General features: G+C 74.1%; 16 protein-coding genes. 12 read left to right on the top strand and 4 right to left on the bottom strand.

From position 1 onward, the window contains the following. Positions 1-18: 18 nt before the first annotated feature. The 7 genes from rosag_RS02645 (at position 19) to rosag_RS02675 (ending at position 11,176) form a co-directional block, all read left to right on the top strand. Positions 19-2,790 (top strand): 2-oxoglutarate dehydrogenase E1 component, encoded by a 2,772-nt coding sequence (locus tag rosag_RS02645; protein WP_284348467.1) that lies wholly within the window; start codon positions 19-21, stop codon positions 2,788-2,790. Positions 2,791-2,964: 174 nt separating this feature from the next. Beyond that, complete coding sequence (locus rosag_RS02650; RefSeq protein ID WP_284348468.1) at positions 2,965-5,556, top strand: PIG-L family deacetylase; 2,592 nt, start codon at positions 2,965-2,967, stop codon at positions 5,554-5,556. A 409-nt stretch (positions 5,557-5,965) separates the two neighbouring features. Then, entirely contained in the window at positions 5,966-7,054 is a 1,089-nt protein-coding gene (locus rosag_RS02655) for an ABC transporter ATP-binding protein (RefSeq protein WP_284348469.1), read from the top strand. 23 nt (positions 7,055-7,077) lie between these two features. Then, positions 7,078-7,224 carry a hypothetical protein gene (locus rosag_RS02660; RefSeq protein WP_284348470.1) on the top strand — a complete coding sequence of 49 codons (147 nt, stop codon included), beginning with the start codon at positions 7,078-7,080 and terminating at the stop codon, positions 7,222-7,224. A 10-nt stretch (positions 7,225-7,234) separates the two neighbouring features. Continuing rightward, positions 7,235-8,917 (top strand): sodium:solute symporter family protein, encoded by a 1,683-nt coding sequence (locus tag rosag_RS02665; RefSeq protein ID WP_284348471.1) that lies wholly within the window; start codon positions 7,235-7,237, stop codon positions 8,915-8,917. Between the two features lie 69 nt (positions 8,918-8,986). Beyond that, positions 8,987-10,423: an NAD(P)/FAD-dependent oxidoreductase gene (locus rosag_RS02670; RefSeq protein WP_284348472.1), complete on the top strand. Its 1,437-nt coding sequence runs from the start codon at positions 8,987-8,989 to the stop codon at positions 10,421-10,423. A gap of 147 nt (positions 10,424-10,570) precedes the next feature. Next, a complete protein-coding gene (locus rosag_RS02675; protein WP_284348473.1) occupies positions 10,571-11,176 on the top strand; it encodes an ANTAR domain-containing response regulator in 606 nt (201 codons plus the stop codon). Here the strand turns inward: rosag_RS02675 and rosag_RS02680 are convergent. After that, positions 11,173-12,651: an alkaline phosphatase family protein gene (locus rosag_RS02680; RefSeq protein ID WP_284348474.1), complete on the bottom strand. Its 1,479-nt coding sequence runs from the start codon at positions 12,649-12,651 to the stop codon at positions 11,173-11,175. The genes rosag_RS02675 and rosag_RS02680 overlap by 4 nt on opposite strands. Positions 12,652-12,733: 82 nt before the next feature. Between rosag_RS02680 and rosag_RS02685 the strand changes: the two genes are divergently transcribed. Next, complete coding sequence (locus rosag_RS02685; RefSeq protein ID WP_284348475.1) at positions 12,734-13,834, top strand: LOG family protein; 1,101 nt, start codon at positions 12,734-12,736, stop codon at positions 13,832-13,834. Positions 13,835-13,894: 60 nt separating this feature from the next. On the opposite strand, the gene rosag_RS02690 is transcribed toward rosag_RS02685, so the two are convergent. Further along, the gene (locus rosag_RS02690; RefSeq protein WP_284348476.1) at positions 13,895-14,362 is read right to left on the bottom strand and encodes a GreA/GreB family elongation factor; all 468 of its coding nucleotides are present in this window, start codon (positions 14,360-14,362) and stop codon (positions 13,895-13,897) included. A 257-nt stretch (positions 14,363-14,619) separates the two neighbouring features. Here rosag_RS02690 and rosag_RS02695 point away from each other — a divergent pair, with 257 nt between their 5' ends. From rosag_RS02695 to rosag_RS02705, 3 genes are all read left to right on the top strand, one after another. Further along, positions 14,620-15,477: an MBL fold metallo-hydrolase gene (locus rosag_RS02695; protein WP_284348477.1), complete on the top strand. Its 858-nt coding sequence runs from the start codon at positions 14,620-14,622 to the stop codon at positions 15,475-15,477. Then, complete coding sequence (locus rosag_RS02700) at positions 15,474-15,899, top strand: hypothetical protein (RefSeq protein WP_284348478.1); 426 nt, start codon at positions 15,474-15,476, stop codon at positions 15,897-15,899. The genes rosag_RS02695 and rosag_RS02700 overlap by 4 nt, the downstream gene beginning before the upstream one ends. A gap of 107 nt (positions 15,900-16,006) precedes the next feature. Beyond that, a complete protein-coding gene (locus rosag_RS02705; protein WP_284348479.1) occupies positions 16,007-16,582 on the top strand; it encodes a hypothetical protein in 576 nt (191 codons plus the stop codon). Between the two features lie 6 nt (positions 16,583-16,588). Here the strand turns inward: rosag_RS02705 and rosag_RS02710 are convergent, their stop codons facing one another. Then, positions 16,589-18,226: a glycerol-3-phosphate dehydrogenase/oxidase gene (locus rosag_RS02710; RefSeq protein ID WP_284348480.1), complete on the bottom strand. Its 1,638-nt coding sequence runs from the start codon at positions 18,224-18,226 to the stop codon at positions 16,589-16,591. Positions 18,227-18,515: 289 nt separating this feature from the next. On the opposite strand from rosag_RS02710, the gene rosag_RS02715 reads away from it, so the two are divergent. Next, on the top strand, positions 18,516-21,365 hold the full coding sequence (locus rosag_RS02715; RefSeq protein ID WP_284348481.1) for a DNA/RNA non-specific endonuclease: 2,850 nt from the start codon (positions 18,516-18,518) through the stop codon (positions 21,363-21,365). Between the two features lie 86 nt (positions 21,366-21,451). Here rosag_RS02715 and rosag_RS02720 read toward each other — a convergent pair whose 3' ends face one another. After that, complete coding sequence (locus rosag_RS02720) at positions 21,452-22,390, bottom strand: EamA family transporter (RefSeq protein ID WP_284348482.1); 939 nt, start codon at positions 22,388-22,390, stop codon at positions 21,452-21,454. Positions 22,391-22,496: the final 106 nt, after the last annotated feature.

Raw genomic sequence — 22,496 nt, forward strand, 5'->3', positions numbered from 1 at the left:
CACCAGTTATTTTGCGGCATGAGCTCTCCAGCCATCACGAGCGTCTTCAACGACGCCTACATCGCCGAGGCCTTCGAGGCGTACCGTCGCGATCCGGCGTCGGTGGACGAGTCCTGGCGCCAGTACTTCCAGACCGCGGAGGCGCTGGCCGGCATCGTCGGCGGCGCGCGCGCGACGGGAGCCGCCGGGGGCGGCGCGGCCGATCCCGACCTGCTGCGCAAGGCCGCCGCGGCCGCGGCGCTCGTGCAGGGAATCCGCGAGCACGGGCACATGGCCGTGCAGCTCGATCCGCTCGGGTCGGCGCCGCTGGGCGCGCGCGAGCTGACGCCCGAGTACTACGGGATCACCGAGGCCGACCTCGCCCTCGTGCCCGCGACCGCGCTCGGCTTCGACGACGGGCGGTTCGCGACCGCGGCCGACGTCGTCGCGATGCTGCGCTCCCGCTACTCGAAGGCGCTCGCGCTGGAGTACTCGCACCTCGCCGCCGACGCGGAGCGCGAGTGGTTCCGGCGCATGCTGCGCGCCGAGGAGCTGACCGCGCCGCTGACGCCCGACGAGCGCAGGGCGGTGCTGCGCCGCCTCACCGAGGTCGACGGGCTGGAGCGCTTCCTCGGCTTCGCGTACCAGGGGAAGAAGCGCTTCTCGATCGAGGGGACCGACGCGCTCGTGCCGATGCTCGACGAGGCGATCGCGCAGGGCGCGCGTCGCGGCGCGCGCGAGGTCGTGATCGGGATGGCGCACCGCGGCCGCCTCAACGTGCTGACGCACGTCATGGGCAAGCCGTACGAGGCGCTGTTCGGCGAGTTCGAGGGGCGCCACCCGGACGCCGCCAGCGAGAGCGAGACGGGCGACGTGAAGTACCACATGGGCTATCGCGGCACGCGCGCCGTCGACGGGCAGGACGTCGCGCTGCTGCTCGTGCCCAACCCGAGCCACCTCGAGTTCGTGGGCTGCCTGATCGACGGCGTGGCGCGCGCGGCGCAGCGGCTGCCCGGCACGCCGTGGGAGCGCGACGAGCGCCTCGTGCTGCCGATCGCGGTGCACGGCGACGCGGCGTTCATCGGCGAGGGCGTGGTGGCGGAGACGCTGAACATGTCGCGCCTCGCGGGCTACCGCGTGGGCGGCACGCTGCACCTGATCGCGAACAACCAGGTCGGCTTCACGACCGATCCCATCGACTCGCGCTCGACGCACTACGCGAGCGACCTCGCGAAGGGCTTCGACATCCCGGTGCTGCACGTCAACGCGGACGACGCGGAGGCGTGCATCATCGCCGTGCGCATCGCGATCGCGTTCCGCGACGCGTTCCGCAAGGACGTGCTGATCGACCTCGTGGGCTACCGCCGCTGGGGCCACAACGAGACCGACGAGCCGGCGTTCACGCAGCCCAAGCTCTACGACGTGATCCGCAAGCACCCGACGCCGCGCCAGGTGTGGGGAAACCGCCTGGTGGCCGAGGGGCTGCTGACGGGCGACGACGTGGAGGCGGTCGACCGCGAGGTGCGCGCCGTCTTCGAGGCGGCGCACCAGCGCACCAAGCAGCAGGCGACGGCCGCGCACGACGACTCGCCCGAGGGCGCGCCCGCCGCGCCGCCGCCGCCGGTCGTCACCGCGGTGCCGGCCGATCGCCTGACGGCGCTCAACACCGAGCTGCTGACGTATCCCGAGGGCTTCACGCCGCATCCGCGCCTCGCCAAGATCCTCGCCCGCCGCGCGGAGACGCTCGGCGACAAGGGCGGGATCGAGTGGGGGCAGGCGGAGGCGCTGGCGTTCGCGTCGCTGGTCACCGAGGGCACGGGCGTGCGCCTCACGGGCCAGGACGCGGAGCGCGGCACGTTCGGCCACCGCAACGCGGTGCTGCACGATCCGAACACGGGCAACAAGCACACGCCGCTCGCCAGCCTGCGCGAGCGCGGCGCGGCATTCGAGGTCTACAACAGCCCGCTCACCGAGACGGCGGTGATGGGCTTCGACTACGGCTTCTCGGTCGCGGCGCCGGACACGCTGGCGCTGTGGGAGGCGCAGTACGGCGACTTCGTGAACGTCGCGCAGGTCATCATCGACCAGTTCCTGGTCGCCGACCGCGCCAAGTGGTCGCAGGACTCGGGGCTCGTGCTGCTGCTGCCGCACGGCTACGAGGGCGGTGGGCCGGAGCACTCGTCGGCGCGCCTCGAGCGCTTCCTGCAGCTGTGCGCCGAGGGGAACATGACGGTCGCCTATCCGGGCACGCCGGCGCAGTACTTCCACATCCTGCGCCTGCAGGCGAAGCGGCAGCCGCGCCGCCCGCTGGTGCTGATGCAGCCCAAGTCGCTCCTGCGCCTCCCCGCCGCGGCGAGCCGCCTGAGCGAGCTGGCGGAGGGCGCATGGCAGCCGGTGGTGGACCTCGCCGCCGCCGCGCCGGAGCGCGTGCGCCGCGTGGTGCTGTGCACGGCGAAGATGTGGTACGACGTGACCGCGCAGCCGGTGCCCGACTCGGTCGCGGTGGTGCGCGTGGACCAGCTGTACCCGTTCCCGGCCGACGCGCTGCGCGCGCTGTTCGAGCGCTACGGCAGGGCGACCGACGTCGTGTGGGCGCAGGAGGAGCCGCAGAACATGGGCGCGTGGACGTTCGTCGCGCCGCGCCTGCGCGCGCTGCTGCCCGCGTCGGCGTCGCTCGGCTACGTCGGCCGGCCGGAGCGCGCGAGCCCCGCCGAGGGCTACGAGGCGGCGCACAAGGCGGAGCAGGCGCGGATCGTGGCGGAAGCGCTGGCGATCACCGAACCCTCCAAGCAGAAGGCGTCGGCTCGATAAGGCGGAGGACGGAACGGCGGAAACCGATACGGCGGAAACCGATACGGCGTGAAACGGAAAGGCGGACCCTTCGCGCTTGAAGCTTCAAGCGAAGGTCCGCCTTCTCGTTTCACGCTCCATCGTCCTCCGCCGTATCGTTCTCCGCAACATCGTTCTCCGCCATTCCCGAACATCATGACGTTCGCATCGATCGCCCGCCGGCTCGCACTCTGTCTGGCAGTGCCGGCGTCGCTCGCCGGCGCGCAGGAGCGCGGTGCCGCCGCGGTTGCCAGCACGGTTGCAGGACTCGGTGTCACGACGCGCGCGCTCATCGTCGGCGCGCATCCCGACGACGAGGACACGCGCCTCATCACCTGGCTCGCGCGCGCGCGCCACGTCGAGACGTCGTACCTCTCGCTGACGCGCGGCGACGGCGGCCAGAACCTGATCGGCAACGAGCTGGGCGAGGCGCTGGGCGCGATCCGCACCGAGGAGCTGCTGGCCGCGCGGCGGCTGGACGGTGGACGGCAGTGGTTCGCGCGCGCGTTCGACTTCGGCTTCTCCAAGAGCGCCGAGGAGACCTTCCGCCACTGGCCGAAGGACTCGGTGCTCGGCGACGTCGTGCGCGTGGTGCGCGCGACGCGGCCGCACGTGATGATCGCGATCTTCAGCGGCACGCCGGCGGACGGGCACGGCCATCACCAGGCGAGCGGCATCCTGGCGCGCGAGGCGTACGACGCGGCCGCCGACACGGCGCGCTTCCCGACGCGCGGCTTCGGGCCCGCGTGGGCGCCGCAGGCGTTCTACCGCAACACCAGCTACCGCAACCACGAGGGCGCGACGCACCGCTACGACGCGGGCGCGTTCGATCCGCTGATGGGGCGCTCGTACGCGGAGCTCGCGGTCGTGAGCCGCGACCAGCACAAGTCGCAGGGGCAGGGCGGGCAGCAGCGGAAGGGCGCGTGGACCGTGTCGATGAAGCTGGAGGCGTCGCGCGACGGCGCGGGCGCCACCGCCGCGACGACGAACGGCGAGGCACCGCTCTTCCTCGGCATGGACACGTCCTGGACGCGCTTCCGCGGCGTGGTCGCACAGCCCGCGCGACGCGCGGCGCTGGACTCGCTGCCGGCGGCGTTCGCGGCGGCGCGCGCGGCGCTCGACGTGCGGCATCCCGAGGCGCTGCTCCCCTCGCTGGCGCGCGCCGAGCGCCTGCTGGAGGCGGTGTGCGCGAGCCCGTGCGAGGGCGGCGGGTCGGCGGCGGACGCGGACCTCGCGACCGCGCGCCGCACGACGCTGCAGCGCCTGCACCGCGCGGTGCAGCTGGCCGCGGGCATCGAGATCGACGCCACGGTCGCGCGCGAGCACCTCGTGCTCGGCCAGCCCGCGCGCGTGACGGTCACCGTGTACAACCGCGGCCCGCGTCCGGTGCGCGTGCGCAGCCTGCAGCTGGAGGGGCTGGAGCGCGCGCCCGACCTGCTGGCGGGGACCGAGGGCGTGGTCGTCGCGCCCGGCGGCGCCGAGTCGCGCAGCGGCACCATCACGCCCACGGATGCGACGCGCCCGTGGTGGCTGCGCACGCCGCGCGCCGGCGACGTGTTCACGATCGGCGGCGGCGCCGCCACGCCCGAGGAGTGGCGCCAGACGAGCGCCGCGGACGTCGTCGCGCGCGTCGAGGTGGACGGCGCCGTGACGGTGGCCGAGGCGCCCGTCGTGCACCGCGCGGTGGACCCGGTGCTCGGCGAGGTCGCGCGGCCGGCGGCGGCGGTGCCGGCGATCTCGGTGACGTTCGACCGCGCGATCGAGTACGCGCGCGCCGGCGTGGCCATCGACCGCACGGTGCTGGTGCGGCTGCGCTCCGCGGACAGCAGCGCCCGCACGGCGACCGTGCGCCTGACGCTGCCCGCCGGCCTCACCGCCGACAGCGCGGCGCGCACCGTCGCGCTGCCCAAGTACGGTGCGCAGGCGGCCGTCGCGTTCCGCGTGCGGGGCACGCTGCGCGCGGGCGCCCATCCGGTTCGCGCCGTGGCGGAGTCGAACGGCGAGCGCTACGCCGAGGGCTACCAGCTGGTGGACTACGCGCACGTGCGGCCGCAGCGCCTGTACCGGCCGGCCGAGGTGACGCTGCAGGCGGTGAGCGTGGCGCTGCCGCAGCGCGCGCGCATCGCGTACGTCCCGGGCGTCGGCGACAACGTCGCGCCCATGCTGGCGCAGCTCGGCCTCGACGTGACGGTGCTGGACGCCGCGACCGTGGGCGACGTGGACCTGTCGCGCTACACGACGATCGTCGTCGGGCCGCGCGCCTACGAGGCGAGCGACGCGCTGGCGGCCACCAACCAGCGGCTGCTGGACTGGGCGCGCGCGGGCGGCACGCTGGTGGTGCAGTTCGGGACGTACGAGTACCTGCGCCCGGGGCTCCTGCCGTACGCGATCACGCTCGACCGGCCGGTGCGCCGCGTGACGATCGAGGAGGCGCCGGTCGCCGCGCTCGATGCCGCGGCGCGCGTGCTGACGACGCCCAACCGCATCGGGCCCGCCGACTGGAACGGCTGGGTGCAGGAGCGCGCGACGTACGTGCCGACGACGTGGGACGCGGCGTTCCATCCGGTGATCGAGTCGCACGACCCGGGCGAGCCGGAGAGCCGCGGCGCGTTGCTCGTCGCGCCGGTCGGCCGCGGGACCTACGTCTACGTGACGCTCGCGCTCTTCCGGCAGCTGCCCGCGGGGAACCCGGGCGCAGCGCGGCTGTTCGTGAACCTGCTGGACGCGAAGGCGGACGCCGCGCCGTGAGCCGGGGCTCGCGAGGCTGGCTGGGTGCGTCGTGCATCGTGCTGCGTGACCGCCCTCGGGACGCGTCGGTGCGCCGGACCTGTTGGCCTCCTGGGGAGGACGCGGATGTCTCGGATCGGAACGGATCGTCCGGATCGCTCCTCGGAGCGCACGGGACCTCGCCGCCGCGCGGAGCGATCCGCAGCATCCGTCTCCATCCGGAGCAGCCGCATCCCTCCAACAGGCCACAGGCGCTGGCGCACCGGGCCCTGAACGACATCGGACAGGATGACCGGATGACGAAGAGCTTCCGCGCTGGCGCATGGAACGATGCGCCACAGGGGGCCTCCTGGTCATCGTGTCATCCCGTCGGTGGTTCGAAGGGCACGCAGCACGCCGCACGCGGCACGCCGCGCGCGGCCCGCCGCCGATGACCGCGTCCGCGCTGCAGCTCGCTCGTGTCACGCACCGATACGCGGGCGCCGAGCGCGACGCGCTGTCGGACGTGACGCTCGACGCGGCGCCGGGCGAGCTGCTGGCGATCGTCGGCGCGTCGGGGTCCGGGAAGACGACGGCGCTGCGCCTCGTGGCCGGCTACGAGCGGCCCGACGCCGGGGCCATCCTGCTCGACGGCGCGGACGTCACGCGCCTGCCGCCGGAGCGCCGCGGCTGCGGGATGGTGTTCCAGCACTACGCGCTCTTCCCGCACCTCTCGGTCGAGGAGAACGTGGCGTTCGGGCTCGAGGCGCGCGGCGTCGCGCGCGCGGAGCGGCGCACGCGCGCGCAGCGCGCGCTCGAGGCGGTGGGGCTGGCCGGCACGGGCGCGCGCCGCGTGCAGGCGCTCTCCGGCGGTGAGCAGCAGCGCGTCGCGCTGGCGCGCGCCCTCGTCATCGAGCCGCGCGTGCTGCTGCTCGACGAGCCGCTCTCGAACCTCGACCCGACGCTGCGCGTGGCGACGCGCGACGAGCTGCGCGCGCTGCTCCACCGCGAGCGCGTGACCGCGCTCTTCGTGACGCACGACCAGGAGGACGCGTTCGCGGTCGCGGACCGCGTGGCGCTGCTGCAGGCCGGACGGCTGCTGCAGGTCGGCACGCCGGAGACGCTCTACGACCGGCCGGCGTCGCGTGCGGTGGCGGCGTTCATCGGGCGCGGCGCGCTGGTGCCGGCGACGCTGGCGAACGGTACGGACGCGGCACCCGACGTGACCATCACCCTCGGCGGCGTCGCGCAGCGGGCGGCCGCGCGCATGGCCGACGGGCTGGCCGACGGCCGCGCGCATCGCGTGCTGGCGGTCCTGCGCCCCGAGCAGCTCGCGCTGGCCTCCGATGCGGCCGATGCGGCCTGGCCAGGGCGCGTGACGTCGCGCCGCTTCGCGGGCGGCACCACCGTCCACCAGGTGGCGCTCGACGGCGGCGTGACCGTGCAGGTGGCCAGCGCCGACCGTGGCGTGCGCGAGGGCGACACGGTGCGCGTGCGGCTCGCGGCCGCGCAGGTCGCCGTCGTCGGGGCCGATACGTAGATTGGCCGCGACATGAGGCGCCCATGACCCATCCCGCCGACGATTCCGCGGACGATCCCACGCCGCCCGACGACGCCGCGCGCTTTCGCGCGACGCTGGTGCGCGTCATGGCCGTGCAGGTCGTGACCCTCGTCGTGCTCTGGCTCGCGCAGCGCCACTACACCGTCTGACCGCCGCCCCGTGCACTGGCTGAACTGGCTGATCGTCGTCGTCTACCTCGTGTGGGTCGTCGGCGACGGCCTGCGCCGATCGCGGGACACGCACAACCTCGACGGCTACTTCCTCGCCAGCCGCAGCCTGCCCTGGTGGGCCGTGGGCCTCTCGGTCATGGCGACGCAGCTCTCCGCCGTGACGATGATCGGCACGACGGGGCAGGGCGCCACCGACGGCATGCGCTTCGTGCAGTTCTACTTCGGGCTGCCGCTGGCGATGGTGATCCTCGGCGTCACGCTCGTGCCCTTCCTGCACCGCGCGAAGGTCTACACGGCGTACGAGTACCTGGAGCGGCGCTTCGACGCGAGGACGCGGTCGCTGACGGCGTTCCTCTTCCTCGTCTCGCGCGGGATGTCGTGCGGCACGATCATCGCCGCGCCCGCCGTCGTCTTCTCCGCGATCTTCGGCTGGCCGCTCGGCTGGTCGGTCGCGCTGATGGGGATCCCGACCGTCATCTACACGGTGCTCGGCGGCGTGCAGGCGGTCACGTGGGCCGACGTGAAGCAGATGGTGCTGATCGTCGTCGCGGTGCTCGCGATCTTCGTCGTGCTGGTGGCGCGCATCCCGGTGCCGACCGGCGACGCGCTGGCGATCGCCGGCGCCGCGGGCCGCATGCGCGTGTTCGACTTCTCGCTCAACCTCACCGACACGTACACCGTCTGGTCGGGGATCGTCGGCGGCACCTTCCTGATGCTGTCGTACTTCGGCACCGACCAGAGCCAGGTGCAGCGCTACCTCACCGCCCGCTCGGTGGACGAGGCGCGCAGCTCGCTGCTCATGAGCGCGTACTGGAAGATCCCGCTCCAGGCGCTGATCCTGCTCGTGGGCGTGCTGGTGTTCGTGTTCTACCAGTTCCAGACGCCGCCGCTGCTCTACAACCCCGCGCACGAGCGCCGCGCCCGCGCCGCGCAGCCGGCGGAGTTCCAGGCGCTCGAGTCGCGCTACGCGACCGCGCTCGCGGACCGGCAGGTGGCGGCGCGCGCCTTCGCTGCCGCACGCCAGGCGGGCGACGGCGCCGAGTCGCCCGCGGCCGCCGCGCTGCGCGAGCGCGAGTCGGCGGTGACCGCGGTGCGCGGCGAGGCGCTGCAGCTGGCCGAGCGCGTGACCGGCGAGCCGTCGCGCGACGTGAACTACATCATCCCGCGCTTCGTCCTCGACCAGCTCCCGCTCGGCCTCGCGGGGCTGTTCGTGGCGGGCGTGATGGCGGCCGCGATGTCGAGCATCGCCGCGGAGCTCAACTCGCTCGCGACGTCCACCGTCATCGACTTCTACCGGCGGTGGGTGCGCCCCGAGGGCGAGGACGCGCACTTCCTGAACGTCTCCAAGCTCGCGACGGCGGCCTGGGGCGTCTTCGCCTGCATCGTCGCGACCTACGCGGTCAGCCTCGGCTCGCTGATCGAGGTCGTGAACCGGTTCGGCTCGTTCTTCTACGGGTCGATCCTCGGCGTCTTCCTGCTGGCGATGATCCCGCAGGCGCGCGCGCTGGGCGCGTTCGTCGGGCTGATCGCCGGGATGTCGGCGGTGGCGGCGGTGAACTTCGGCGCGCCGAGCGTGTCGTTCCTCTGGCACAACGTGATCGGCGCGGTGACGGTGGTGGTGGTCGGGGTGTTGCTTGGGGTCGTGGTGCCGGCCCGCCGGCCCGCCGCCTGACGCGCTCCTGATCCGCTAGCTTTCAGGCATCGCCCCGCTGTGGCCGGTCCGCCGGCCGGGAGCACTGCCGTGACCGACTCCTCCTCGTCCCCGCGCGTCGCCAACGCGCCCGACGGGCTCGACGCGCCGCCGGTCGGCGCGCCCCTCCCGGCTGCCGTCGCCCGCCCGGCCGGCGTCGCCAGTGCCGGCACCGCGGCCACGCGCCGCCCGCACGTCGTGATCGTCGGCGGCGGCTTCGGCGGCCTGCGCGCCGCCCGCGCGCTGCGCAGGGCCGACGTCGACGTCACGCTCGTCGACCGCACGAACCACCACCTCTTCCAGCCGCTGCTGTACCAGGTGGCGACCGCGGTGCTGGCGCCGAGCGACATCACCATCCCGATCCGCTACGTGCTGCGCAAGCAGCGCAACGTGACCGTGCTGATGGCCGAGGTGCGCCACGTCGATCCGGACGCGCGTACGCTCACGCTCGACGAGGGGCGGACGCTCTCGTACGACTACCTGATCCTCGCGGCGGGCGCGCGGCACTCGTACTTCGGGCGCGACGAGTGGGAGGAGGTCGCGCCGGGGCTCAAGAGCATCGCAGACGCGTACGAGCTGCGCCGGCGCTTCCTGACGGCGTTCGAGGAGGCGGAGAAGGCCGCGACCGCGGAGGAGCGCGCCGCGTGGCTGACGTTCGTGATCGTCGGCGGCGGGCCCACGGGCGTCGAGCTGGCCGGGATGATCCCCGACACCGCGCGCGCCTTCCGCGCCGACTTCCGGAACATCGACACGTGCAACGTGCAGGTCGTGCTGCTGGAGGGCGGCCCGCGCGTGCTGGCGGCGTTCCCCGAGAAGCTGCAGCGCGAGGCGCTGCGCGACCTCGAGGAGCTGCGCGTGCGCGTGCGCCTGTCGTCGATCGTCACGCGCGTCGAGCGCGACGCGGTCTACGTCGGCGAGGAGCGGATCCCCACGCACACGGTCTTCTGGGCGGCCGGCAACGCCGCGTCGCCGCTCGGCCGGCAGCTGGGCGTGCCGGTGGACCGCGCGGGCCGCGTGCAGGTCGAGTCCGACCTCTCCGTGCCGGGCCGGCCGGAGGTGTTCGTGGTCGGTGACATGGCGACCGTCACGAGCGAGGGGAAGCCCGTGCCCGGCGTCGCGCCGGCGGCCAACCAGATGGGCGAGCACGCCGCGAAGAACCTGCTGGCGACGCTGCGCGGCGAGCCGCGACGCCCGTTCCGCTACTTCAACAAGGGCGACCTCGCGACCATCGGCCGGCACCGCGCCATCGCCGCGTTCGGGAAGCTCCAGCTGGAGGGCTACCTGGCGTGGTTCCTCTGGCTCTTCGTGCACATCCTCTACCTGGTGGGCTTCCGCAACCGGGTGAGCGTGCTGGTGCAGTGGATGTACGCCTACTTCACCTGGCAGCGCGGCGTGCGGCTCATCAGCGGCGAGATGTCGCGCCGCGACAGCACGGGCACGCCCACCGAGCCGCCCGCCGCCTCGCCGCCGATCCCGGGCTGGAAGTAGGGGAATCTGCGTCACGTGCACCGCCGTACTTGCCGAACGGCGGCGAATCGGGCACCATCGAGCCGGGCCCGGAGCCGGCGCGACGCTGCGCGCGGCTCGCCGCCCTCACGGCACCGTGATCCCGCACCTCCCGTCCGTTTCACCGCCATGTCCGATACGGCCCCGATTCGCGTCCTGCTGGCCGAGGACGAAGCGCCCACGCGCGAGCTCCTCGTCGAGCTGCTCACCAAGTTCGGCCACGCCGTCGTCGCCGACGTGGGCAGTGGCGCCGAGGCGCTGGCGCAGGCCCGCATCGTGAAGCCCGACGTCATGCTGCTGGACGTGCACATGCCCGACGGGTCGGGCGTGGAGGTGGCGCGCCAGATCGCGACCGAGCTGCCCGACGTGGCCGTGGTGCTCATCACCGCCGACGAGACGCTGTCGGTGCGGAACGAGGACGTGCCGGGGCTGAGCACCATCATGATGCTCCCCAAGCCCACGCCGCCGCAGATGCTCGACTCGCAGATCCGCATGGCCGCGCAGCAGGCGCGCGCCTTCGCGCAGGCGCGGCAGGACGCGACCGATCTCAAGGCGCAGCTCGAGGCGCGCAAGGTGATCGAGCGCGCGAAGGGGATCCTGATGCGCCGCACGGGCTGCTCGGAGCCCGAGGCGTACCGCATCCTGCAGCGCTCCAGCCAGGACCGCTCGATGCCGATGGTCGCGATCGCGCAGGCGGTGCTCGACTCGGAGCCGGGCGTCGGCTCGCGGTCTTAGAGGAAGGACTCGCCGTCCAGCCCCGCCGGCACCGGCAGCCCGAGCGCCCGCAACGCGCTCGGCATCACGTCGACGGTGCGGCGGGGCGTGCGGGCCACGGGCCGGCTGGTGAGCAGCGGCACCAGCATGTGCTCGCGGTGCAGCGCGCCGTGCGACGAGAGGTGCGGGATCGGCTCGTAGCGCGAGCGCAGGTCCCAGTCGCGCGCGGCCGAGACGACGATCTCGCCCGAGCGCGGCGCGCCGGCGAGGTGGGCGATCTGCACCAGCGCGTCGGGGTAGTCGCCGGCCGCGCAGGCGTCGTAGGCCGCGTCGGCGTCCAGCGACTCCAGCGGTCCGCCGAGCCCCAGCGGATCGCCGTCGAGCGGGCGGTAGGCGTAGCGGAATGCGTGCGCCGGCGGCGAGCCCGCGCCGGCGGGCGACGCGGGCGCGGACGGGTCGAGCGTGCGCGTGACGAGCGCGGCGCCGCGCCCGCGGCCGCGCACCTCGCACGTGTCGGCGTCGTGCGGCAGCAGCACGAGGTCCACCGAGGGGCGGAGCAGCAGGTCGCGCACGGCGGCGTCCCAGCGCGGCGCGAGCGCCGGCCACCACGGGCGCTCGCGACGCGCGAGCTCCAGGTAGACGTGCGCCATCGCGTTGCCGCTCACCATCACGGCGACCTCGCGGCGCGGCGCGGCGGTGAACGGGTGCGCGACCGTGCGGTGGCCGCGCGCGCGGAACCAGTCGGCCAGGTCGTCGTGCGCCCTGACCGGCGAGTGCCCGTGGTCGCTGACGACCCACAGGTGCATGTCGCGCCACCAGCCGCCGCGCTCCGCGTCGGCGCGCAGCTCGGCCGCCACCTCGTCGACGATCCGCATCGCGCCGGCGACGAGGGGGGCGCCATGCCCGGCGGCGTGCGACGTCTTGTCGATGCCCGTGAGCGCGGCGAAGACCACGCGCGGCGCGCCGTTTCCGGCGGCGTGGGCGTCGCGCACGCGGCGCGCGACCTGGCCGCCGATGTCGCGGTCGATCTGCAGCCAGCCGGCGACGTTGCCGCTGAAGTGCGTGCGCGCGGCGCGCAGCGCGAAGCCGGCGCCGCGCGCCATGCGGTCGCGCGCGGCCAGCCCGCGGCCGATGACGTTGAGCGCCGCGAGCCCCGGCGGCGCCAGCTCGAAGAGCGTCGGGGCGTCGGGCGCGAGGTCGCGGTCCACGTGCCGCATCTCCGCGCCGACGTAGCTGCGCGTCGCGTCGGGCCAGGTGGCGCGCGTGCGTGCACGGTCGAACCAGCGCAGCCCCGGCAGCCCGATGGGGCCGGGGAAGCGGCCCATCAGGAAGGGCGCGTAGGCAGGCCCGGTGACCGACGGGAACGCGGTCGCGACCGTGTGGTAGGCGCCCTCCGCGCGCAGCCGCGCGAGTGACGGCAGCGAGCCGTCGTCGAGGGCGTGCGCGAGCGCGTCGGGGCGCGCGCCGTCGGCGACGAGGATGACGACCAGGGACAACGGCGGGCGGGGCGGCGGGGCGAGGAGGTGGCGCGGTTCCTGACGGGCGGCGTAACGTGTTCCCGCACTTGCCAGGAGACCGATGAAGAAACCTAGCACGACGCGCCGGCCGGCGACCACGCGCTCGGCCGCGAAGACCGCGAAGAAGGCGCCGGCGCGCGAGACGACGCGCACGGCGTCGCGAACGGCGTCGCGAACGGCGTCGCAGACGGCGTCACGTGGCGCGGCGAAGAAGCCCCGCACCGCCAGCGGCAAGCACGCGAGCCCCGACGTGCTCGCGGCCGCGGAGCAGAACGCCCGCGAGGGGCTGCAGCGGCGCACCGAGGAGGGCCACCGCAAGGCGGGCCGCACGCCGCCGACGCAGAAGGACGGGCCGGCGCCGCGCTCCACCGGCGCGTCGCGCGTGGTGGACGAGTCGATCCGCGACTACCCGGTCGTCACCGAGGACGAGAAGCTGCTCGCGCTGCCCGACGGCCGCGTGCAGACGCCCGACTTCACGCGCACCGACACGTGGCGCGTGATGCGGATCATGGGCGAGTTCATCGAGGGCTTCGACACGCTCAGCAAGGTGCGGCGCGGCGTGACGATCTTCGGCTCCGCGCGCACCGGTCCGGACGATCCGCAGTACCACGCGGCGGTGGAGGTCGGGCGCCTGCTGGCCGAGGCGGGCTTCGACGTCATCACCGGCGCGGGGCCGGGGATCATGGAGGCCGGCAACAAGGGCGCGAAGGCCGCCGGCGGCCACTCCATCGGCTGCAACATCGAGCTGCCGTTCGAGCAGGGGAGCAATCCCTACGTCGACACGCTCGTCAACTTCCGCTACTTCTTCGTGCGGAAGACGATGTTCATCAAGTACTCGGTCGCGTTCATCATCTTCCCCGGCGGCTTCGGCACGCTCGACGAGCTGTTCGAGGCGGTGACGCTGATCCAGACCGGCAAGATGTACCAGTTCCCGGTCGTGCTCTTCGGGCGCCACTACTGGGCGGGGCTGGTGCGCTGGCTGCAGACGCGCGTGCTGCAGGAGGGGAAGATCTCGCCCGGCGACCTCGATCTCATGATCATGACCGACGACCCGCGCGAGGCGGTGGAGGCCGTGGTCGCGGCCTACGGCGCGCAGCGCCAGCGGGCCGCGGAGACGAGCGGCGACGGGGCGGGGCGCACCGGGCATCGCGACGTCCCCTGACACGACGAGGCGCCGAGAGCACTGCTCTCGGCGCCTCGGGTCATTGCGCCCGGAGGCGCGCTACTGCTGATGGATCGTCGTCAGCTCGACGACCTTCAGGCGGCGCGTGGTGGCGGGCAGCTTGAGGATCGCGACCTCGCCGACGGCCTTGCCGAGCAGCGCGCGCCCGATCGCGGAGCCCATGCTGACGTGGCCCTCCTGGAACTCGACCGCGTCGCCGAACATCAGCGAGTACGTCTCGGGCGGGCCGCCCTTCTCGTCCTGGACGACGACGATGGAGCCGAGGCCGACGCGGTCCTCGGGGATCTGCGCGGGGTCCACCGACGAGAGCTTGCTGAGGCGCGCGTGCAGGTGGCCGAGGCGCGCCTGCACGAACGACTGCCGCTCGAGCGCCGCCTTGTACTCGCTGTTCTCCTTGAGGTCGCCGTGCTCGACCGCGGTGCGGATCTCGTTCGGCAGGGTGACGTTCAGCTCGTGCTGCAGCTGCTCCGCCTCTTTCGCGAGCTTCCGCTTCAGTTCTTCGATCATCGGGATACCAGCCTGCGCGCCGCCGCGGCGCGCCATCGAGACAGACGGGCCGTGGTCCCGGGCGACTGGAGCGCGGGATCGCGCCTCGGAGATCCGGGAACGGCAAAAGGGGAGCGCCCGACCGCGAGTGGCCGGGCGCCGTCCCCAGGACCCGCAATCTAGCGCTGGCCTCGGAAGGCGCAAAGGTCGCGCCGCGGCCGCCCGGCGTCGCGACGCGCCGCTTCCCGGCGGGCCCCGCGGGCCCTAGCGTGTCCCGCATGCTCCACGAGCTTCGCACGCCGCGCATCGAGCGCCACGAGGACGTCACGCGCCTCGCCTTCGCATCGCCCGCCGGGCGCCTCGTCGGCTACTCGGCCAGCGCGTACCTCGTCGCGCGGGGCACGGGTGCGCAGACGCGCTCCGTGCTGGTGGACACGGGCTTCGCGCGGGCCGGCGACGCGCTGCTGCGCGCGGTGGAGGCCGCGCACGGCGGCCGCGCGCCGCGCGAGGCGCTCGTCGGCGCGATCCTCACGCACGCGCACGAGGACCACGCCGGCAACGTCGCGCGGCTGGCGCGCCTGGGCGTGCCGCTGGCGATGGGCGCCGCCACGCGCGCGGCCGTCGCCGACGTCGCGCCGATCGCGCTCTACCGCCGCGTGACGTGGGGCGCGATGGAGCCGCTGCGCGGCGACGTCGCGCCGTTCGATCCGGCGCCGCTCGTGCTCCTCGCGACGCCCGGCCACTCCGCCGACCACCACGTCGTGTGGGACGCCGAGCGCGAGACGCTGTTCGGCGGCGACCTCTTTCTGGGTGTGAAGGTGCGCATCGCGCACCGCTACGAGGACCCGCACGCGCTCGCGCGCTCGCTGCGCATGGCGGCCGCGCTGCGCCCGCGCCGCCTGTTCGATGCGCACCGCGGCCTCGTCGCCGACCCGGTGCCCGCGCTGGAGGCGAAGGCGGGCTGGATCGAGGACACCATCGCCGCGGTCGAGCGGCTCCTCGATGCGGGCTGGCCCGCGCGCCGCATCCGCGACCACGTCCTCGGGCGCGAGGAGCTGACGGGGATCGTGTCGTGCGGCGAGTACTCGCGCACGAACCTCGTGCGCGCGGTGCGCCGCGCGCGGCTCGCGGGATGACGCGCGCGCCGATCTGGACGCGCCCCGGCGCGTTCTTCGTCGTCGCGCTCACGCTCGCGGCGGCGCTCGGCGGTGGGGCGTGGTGGCAGGCGTGGCACGCGTCGCCCAACGCCGTGGACGCGGAGACGCTGCGCGCGGCCGCGCTGGCCGCCGACCGCATCGCGCTGCTGGACGCGGACGTGACGGCTGGCGCCGGCGCGCGGCTGACGTGGCGCGCGGTGCCGGGCGCGACGCGCTACCACGTCGAGGTGCTCGATGCCGCGGGCGACGTCGTGCACGCGGCCGCGACGCGCGACACGACGATGGCGCTGCCCGACACGCTGCGGCCGCCCGCGGGCGCGACGTGGGAGTGGTCGGTGCGCGCGCGCCTCGCGGACGGCGGTACGCGCCGCTCGGACGCGGGCCGATTGCGCGCGCCCTAGCGCGTCGCGAACGCCGGGCATTGACGCACCCATCCACAGGTGCGATGCTCGCGACGTCCTTCGAGTGCCGCGAGTGCCCCGCCGGTCGCGCCTTCACAGGAGCTCCCATGCCCCGCGCTCCGCTCGTCGCCGTCGCCTTCACGACACTGATCATCGCTTTACCGTCGGTGCATGCGCAGCCCTCGCCGGTGCGGCCCGACAAGGCCAACGGGTGGCCCGACCTGACCGGACGACGTGTCCGAGTCGGCACGTCGACGCGCCAGAGCATCGTTGGCACCGTCCTTCCGCCACGTGCCGACACGCTGTTCGTGCGCCGTGACGCGAATGGCGACACGGTGGGGCTCAGCCGCGCCGCGGTCCGCAGCCTCGAGGTCAGCCGGGGGACACGCGCGTTCGGACGGCTGAAGGGCGGCGCGCTCGGTTTCCTCATCGGCGGCGGAGCGGGCATTTACCTCGGCAACGCGGTCTACACCGAACGCGGAGGATGCTGCGCGCCGGACTACAAGGGAGTTGCCATCGGCTTCCTGCTCGGGAGCAGCGCGGGCCTGGTCGGCGGCGCGGTCCTGGGCGGGCGGTCGGCGGAGCGTTGGGATTATGTCCGGCTGCCCGCGCGGGCGCGCGTGGGCCTTCGCGTGTCCCCGCACCATCCGGGGGTCGCCGTCGCCGCGACGCTCTCGCTGTAGGAAGCGCTAGGGATCGACGCCGAACAGCCGCGCGGCCTCGCGGTCGTAGTCGGCCAGCGCCCGCGCGACCGCCGCGTCGTCCCAGCCCAGCAGCGGCGCGACGAGCGGCGCCGCGACGCGCGCGGCGGCGCGGCCCGCGTCGCGCGTCTCGAACGCGACGGGCGTGCGGCGCACGAGCAGGTCGGCGAGCGTGCACGCCAGCTCGCGCGTCACCGCGTGCACCAGCTCCGCGCCGACGTACGGCAGCGCCGCGTCGATGCGCGCGGCCAGCCGCGGCTCGCGCGCCGCGAGCGCCCACACGTCGCGCCACCGGGAGCCGTGCGCCTGCACGAGGCGGTCGGCTACCAGGTCGTCGCCGATGGCGATGCGCGCCTGCCGCTGCTCGTCGGGCGCGAGCACGCCGCCGGGGAGCGGACGCGCGTGCGTGCGCGAGCGGCGGCGCACGTCCCTCCCCGAGAGCAGCGGCGCGGCGGCATCCACGACCTGCGCCGCCATCGCGCGGTACGTCGTCAGCTTGCCGCCGCTCACGGTGACGAGGCCGCGCGGATCGCGCTCGATGACGTGCTCGCGCGACGTCGCCGTCGTGCCGCCGCTGCGCTGCGCACCGCGCGCGGCCGCCGCCAGCGGGCGGATGCCGGCCCACGCGCTGATCACGTCCGCGCGCTCCAGCCGCGCATCGGGGAAGAAGCCGTTGGCCGACCGCAGCAGGTACGCGACGTCCGCCTCCGTCGCGCGCACCTCGTCGGGCCCGCGCTCGGCCGGCGTCTCGGTGGTGCCGACGATGGTGCAGGGGCCCGCGGGCAGCACGAACATCACGCGTCCGTCCACCGGCGAGAGCAGCGTCACCGCGCCGTGGTTGCCCACGCGCGACGCGGGCACCGCGACGTGCACGCCCTTCGCGCCCAGCACGCCGTTCGCGCCGGATGGCTCGACCATCCGCCGCACCGCGTCGCCCCACGGGCCGGCCGCGTTGACGACGACGCGCGTGGTCGCCTCGACGGTCGCGTCCGTGAGCGCGTCGACGACCCGCACGCGCACCGGATCGCCGTCGCGCGAGGGCAGGTCGAGCGCGCGCACCTCGGCGTGGTTCAGGACGCAGGCGCCCGCCTGCACGGCGTCGAGCACGGTCGCGAGCGTGAGGCGCGCGTCGTCCGTCGCCGCGTCCCAGTAGGTCGCGCCGCCCAGCAGCCCGTCGCGCGCCAGCGCCGGCTCGCGCGCCAGCACGCCGCCGACGCCCAGGGGGCGGTGCAGGGCCACGTTGCGGAACAGCGCGAGGCCGTCGTAGAGCGCGAGGCCCGCGAGCAGCTGCCAGCGCGGGACCCGGGCGCCGCGGTAGACGGGCCAGGTGAACGCGAGCGGGCGGACGAGGTGCGGCGCCGTGCGCAGCAGGATGCGGCGCTCGCGGCTGGCCTCGAAGACGAGACCCAGGTGGCCGTGCTCCAGATAGCGGATGCCGCCGTGGACCAGGCGCGAGGAGCGGCTGGAGGTGCCGGCGGCGAAGTCGTCGCGCTCGACGAGGGCGACCCGGAGGCCGCGGAGGGCGGCGTCGCGGGCGACGCCCGCGCCGGTGATCCCGCCGCCGACGACCAGGAGGTCGAAGCGCGTGGTGGCGAGGGTAGAGAGGGCGGCGGCGCGGTCGGTCACGGAGGCAGGCTATCCGCGAGAAGCGAGCCCGGCCGGGGATGGTGGGCCACATGTGGCGACCGGACCACGAAGCGTGGTTGCCGCGCGGCGCCGCAAAACATACGTTCTTTCGTCACGACCTCGTCATGAACGGACCAAGTGCCGGCCGCGCAAAGGCTTGCGACGGGCGCTGGCCGGTCGTGGCCGAGTCGTGACGGCTGCACGATGGCGAGCGCGCATCGTGCGGCTAGACTGGCTGCCTCCGACACCCGCCGTCCTGGTGGGTGCCGACCACATCTCGTTGCCTCCCATGCCCACTCGCCTCGTCCGACGCGGGTCGGCGGCCCTTCGCCCGGCCGCCGCCCTCGCCGTGTTCGGCACCCTGCTCGCCGGCTGCGCGCCGGCCGAGCGCGCCGTCGCTCCGGAGCTTCAGCCTGGCGCGGCGTCGCGTAATCTCGCGACGGCCGCGGCCGACGAGCCGCTGCTCTTCATCACCGAAGTGATGGCGGATCCGAACACGGCTACCGACGCCAACGGTGAGTGGTTCGAGATCTTCAATGCGGGCACTACCAGCGTTCGGCTGAACGGCTGGCGGATCCGCAGCGGTCCCACGGGTAGCGAGACCCACGTCATCACCTCGCCGACCCCCATCGACGTGCCGTCCGGCGGCTACGCGGTCCTCGCGCGCAGCACCGATCCGACGTTTACGGGCGGCATCACGAACGTCACCTACGTGTTGCCGGGCGGGATCCAGCTCAACAACAGCAACACTGATTGGTTGCAGCTGCAGCGCCCGGAACCAGCCTCGTCGACCACTAACTACGTCAACGTCGATTCCGTGTCGTGGGCTGATCGGACGTCGGGCACGCCCGCGACCGGGTCGCCGCCGGGTGGTGCCTCGCGGGAGCTCCCCGCCAACCATTTGACGAGCGTCGCTGCGGGCCGCCGGTACATGCTGGGCGCCGGCTCGCTCTGGGTGACGTCGACGGCAGCGGTGATCGGCACCAACGGTCGTGGCACGCCTGGCACGGGCAACTACGCGACCGTGGTGCCGTGCACCCCGGGCGCGATCGCCACGGTGCAGATCGCGCCGTCGAGCGCGACGGTGGCGCCGGGCACGACGCGCACGTTCGTGGCCACGGCCCGCGACGCTGCAGGGTGCGCGGTGCCCACGGCGTTCACCTGGGCGAGCACGAACGCCACGGTCGCGACCATCGACGCGGATGGCGTCGCGCAGGGGCTGACCGAGGGCACCACGCAGATCACGGCGACGGCGGGCAGCGTCACGAGCGCCGCGGCCTCGCTGACGGTCGCGGTGCCAGGCGTGACGGACCTCTGGTTCTTCTCGCGCAGCCGGACGAGCGATCCGGCCGTGCCGGTCGGCTTCTCGGACCGTCTGCGCGCCGAGGCGCGCGACGCGAACGGGCAGGTGATCGCCACCACCATCACCTACTCCAGCGACACGCCCGCGATCGCGACGATCGACCCGACGAGCGGCGTGTTCATCGCCGTGGGTGTGGGCAACGCAGTCTTCCGCGCTACCACCGCCAGCGGATTCACCGAGACCTGGACGCTGCCGATGGCCGCGCGTGTGACGGTCCCGGGGACGAGCTATCAGAACCACGAGGAGTTCGGCCGACCCGTCGACGGCAACGCCGCCGACGACCTGATCATCGCTCGTCGCGAGTACGTGCTGTCGTACAACAGCAGCAAGCGCATTCCGAACTGGGTGTCGTGGAACCTCGAGGCCTCGCACTTCGGCCCGCCGGGTGAGCGGTGCGAGTGCTTCACGGCGGACACCGCGGTGATCCGCGTGGGCGGCGACACGGCCTCGGTGCTCGATTACGCCGGCAGCGGCTACGACCGCGGCCACGTCGTCCGCTCGGCGGATCGAACGGCGGCGAACTACGACAACGCGGTGACGTTCTACCTCTCGAACATCATCCCGCAGTCGGGGAAGAACAACCAGGGGCCGTGGGGCGAGTTCGAGGACCACCTCGACGGTCTGGCGCGCAACCAGAACAAGGAGATCTTCATCGTCGCGGGTGGCTCGCAGGCCACGATCGGGACGCTGAAGAGCCAGGGCCGCGTCGCGATTCCGGCATCGACCTGGAAGATCGCGGTCGTGATGCCGCGCAACGGCACGCTGCAGCAGGTGGACGAGGTGAATGACGTCCAGGTCCTCGCGATCAACATCCCGAATGATCCGGCGGATCCCAACGTCAGCCTCAACGACGACTGGACGAAGTTCACGACTACGGTCGATGCTGTCGAGGCGATCGCGGGCTACGACCTCCTCGCGGCGCTTCCCAACCACCTCGAGGCCATCCTGGAGTCGGGCGACCGTGCGCCGACGGCCGCGTTCAGCGGTCCCGCCGCAGGCGTCGAGGGGACGGCCGTGACGTTTACCAGCACGTCGACCGATCCCGACGTGACGGCGGGCGTGCTCGACGACGCGCTCGGCTTCCTCTGGACGATCAACGGCCAGCCCGCTGGCGTGCAATCGACGGCGACGCACACCTTCGCCGACAACGGCACCTTCACGGTGCGTCTGATCGTGTCCGACCGGTTTGGCCGCGCCGATACCACGACGAAGACCATCACCGTCGCGAACGTGGCGCCCGTCGTCACCGCCTTCGCCGGCGCGACCATCCTGCGCGGCGAGACGTACACGGCCACGGGCTCGTTCGCGGACCCGGGCGCCGACACGTGGACCGCGACCGTGAACTACGGCGCGGGCGCCGGCGCGACGCCGCTGACGCTCTCGGGCAAGACGTTCGCGCTCTCCAGCGTGTACGCCACGGCCGGCACCTTCACGGTGACGGTCGCGGTGACCGACGATGACGCCGGCACGAGCACGCGCACGGCGACGGTGACCGTCGAGACGGCTGGCGAGGGCACCAGCAACCTCGCCGCGATGGTGCAGGCGCTCGGCACCGACGGCACGCTGGAGCGCGCGGAGGCGAACTCGCTGGCGGCCAAGCTCCGCGCGGCGGCGCAGCAGATCGACAGGGACGCGGAGCGCCCGTCGGGCGTCGGCATCCTGCAGGCGTTCGTCAACGAGGTCGAGGCGATGCGCCTGTCGGGCCGCCTGGCCGACGCGAAGGCCGCGGCGCTGATCGACTACGCCCGCCGCGTGATCGCGAGCGCCGGCGCCTGAACGACGCCTGACGATCGCACCGGCACGAACGACGGGGGCCGGCGCTCATCGAGCGCCGGCCCCCGTCGTTCGTGCGTCAGGCGTCGCTAGGCCGTCGCGCGCGTGCGCCCCACCGTGATCAGCGCGACCGCCGCCACGATCACCGCCGACGCCGCGATCGTGCGCGCGCCGATCGCCTCCCCGCCCAGCGCCCAGCCGAGCAGCACCGCGACGACGGGGTTCACGTAGGCGTACGTCGCGACCTTCGACGGCGCGGCGTGGCGCATCAGCCAGATGTACGCGGTGAAGCCGATCAGCGAGCCGAACACGATCAGGTAGCCGAGCGCGCCGAGCGCGCTCGTGGTGCCCGCGTCGCCCGCGCTGAGCCACGCCATCGCGCCCGGCGCGAGGTCGCCGTGCAGCGCCGCCAGCGCGAGCAGCATCGCGCCGCCGCACAGCATCTGCAGCGCGCTGCCCAGGAAGGGCGACGCGGGCGCGTGCCGGTGGCGCATGAGCAGCGAGCCGACGGCCCACGTCAGCGAGCCGCCGAGCGCCAGCGCGCTCCCGAACGGATCGACGCCGCCGGCGCCGCCCGACAGCCGCGAGGGGCCCACCAGCAGCCCCACGCCCGCGAGGCCGAGCGCGGCGCCCGCCAGCACGAGCGCGGTGGGACGCCGCCCGCCGGGGCGCAGCCAGTCGAGCAGCACCATCCAGATCGCGAGCGACGCGGCGAGCAGCGCCACCACGCCCGACGGCACCGTGCGCCCGGCCCACGCCACGCCGCCGTTCCCGCCGACGAAGAGCAGCGCGCCCGTGAGCGCGGCCCACGACCAGGTGCGCCGCGTGGGCCACGCCGGCCGCTCGCGCCACGCCACCCACGCCGCGAGCAGCAGCCCCGCGACGACGAAGCGCACGCCGCCCATCAGGAACGGCGGCATGTGCCGCACGGCCACGCGCATGGCGAGATACGTCGAGCCCCAGACGACGTAGACGATCGCGAAGGCCAGCAGCAGCTGGGCGCGCGTGGGGCGCTCGGAGGTCGGCACGCCGCAAGGTAGCGGGGCCGTGAAGCCCCGCCCGCCGCGGGACGCGCCATGCACGGCGCACGCGCGCGCGATCTTCGGCCCGACGTGTGCAAGCGCACGCGCCGCC

Source organism: Roseisolibacter agri (genome assembly GCF_030159095.1).
Taxonomy (GTDB): Bacteria; Gemmatimonadota; Gemmatimonadetes; order Gemmatimonadales; family Gemmatimonadaceae; genus Roseisolibacter; species Roseisolibacter agri.

Coding starts and splice junctions, on each gene's coding strand:
- rosag_RS02645 (WP_284348467.1), top strand. CDS start 19: ATGAGCTCTCCAGCCATCACGAGCGTCTTCAACGACGCCTACATCGCC.
- rosag_RS02650 (WP_284348468.1), top strand. CDS start 2,965: ATGACGTTCGCATCGATCGCCCGCCGGCTCGCACTCTGTCTGGCAGTG.
- rosag_RS02655 (WP_284348469.1), top strand. CDS start 5,966: ATGACCGCGTCCGCGCTGCAGCTCGCTCGTGTCACGCACCGATACGCG.
- rosag_RS02660 (WP_284348470.1), top strand. CDS start 7,078: ATGACCCATCCCGCCGACGATTCCGCGGACGATCCCACGCCGCCCGAC.
- rosag_RS02675 (WP_284348473.1), top strand. CDS start 10,571: ATGTCCGATACGGCCCCGATTCGCGTCCTGCTGGCCGAGGACGAAGCG.
- rosag_RS02685 (WP_284348475.1), top strand. CDS start 12,734: ATGAAGAAACCTAGCACGACGCGCCGGCCGGCGACCACGCGCTCGGCC.
- rosag_RS02690 (WP_284348476.1), bottom strand. CDS start 14,362: ATGATCGAAGAACTGAAGCGGAAGCTCGCGAAAGAGGCGGAGCAGCTG.
- rosag_RS02695 (WP_284348477.1), top strand. CDS start 14,620: ATGCTCCACGAGCTTCGCACGCCGCGCATCGAGCGCCACGAGGACGTC.
- rosag_RS02700 (WP_284348478.1), top strand. CDS start 15,474: ATGACGCGCGCGCCGATCTGGACGCGCCCCGGCGCGTTCTTCGTCGTC.
- rosag_RS02705 (WP_284348479.1), top strand. CDS start 16,007: ATGCCCCGCGCTCCGCTCGTCGCCGTCGCCTTCACGACACTGATCATC.
- rosag_RS02715 (WP_284348481.1), top strand. CDS start 18,516: ATGCCCACTCGCCTCGTCCGACGCGGGTCGGCGGCCCTTCGCCCGGCC.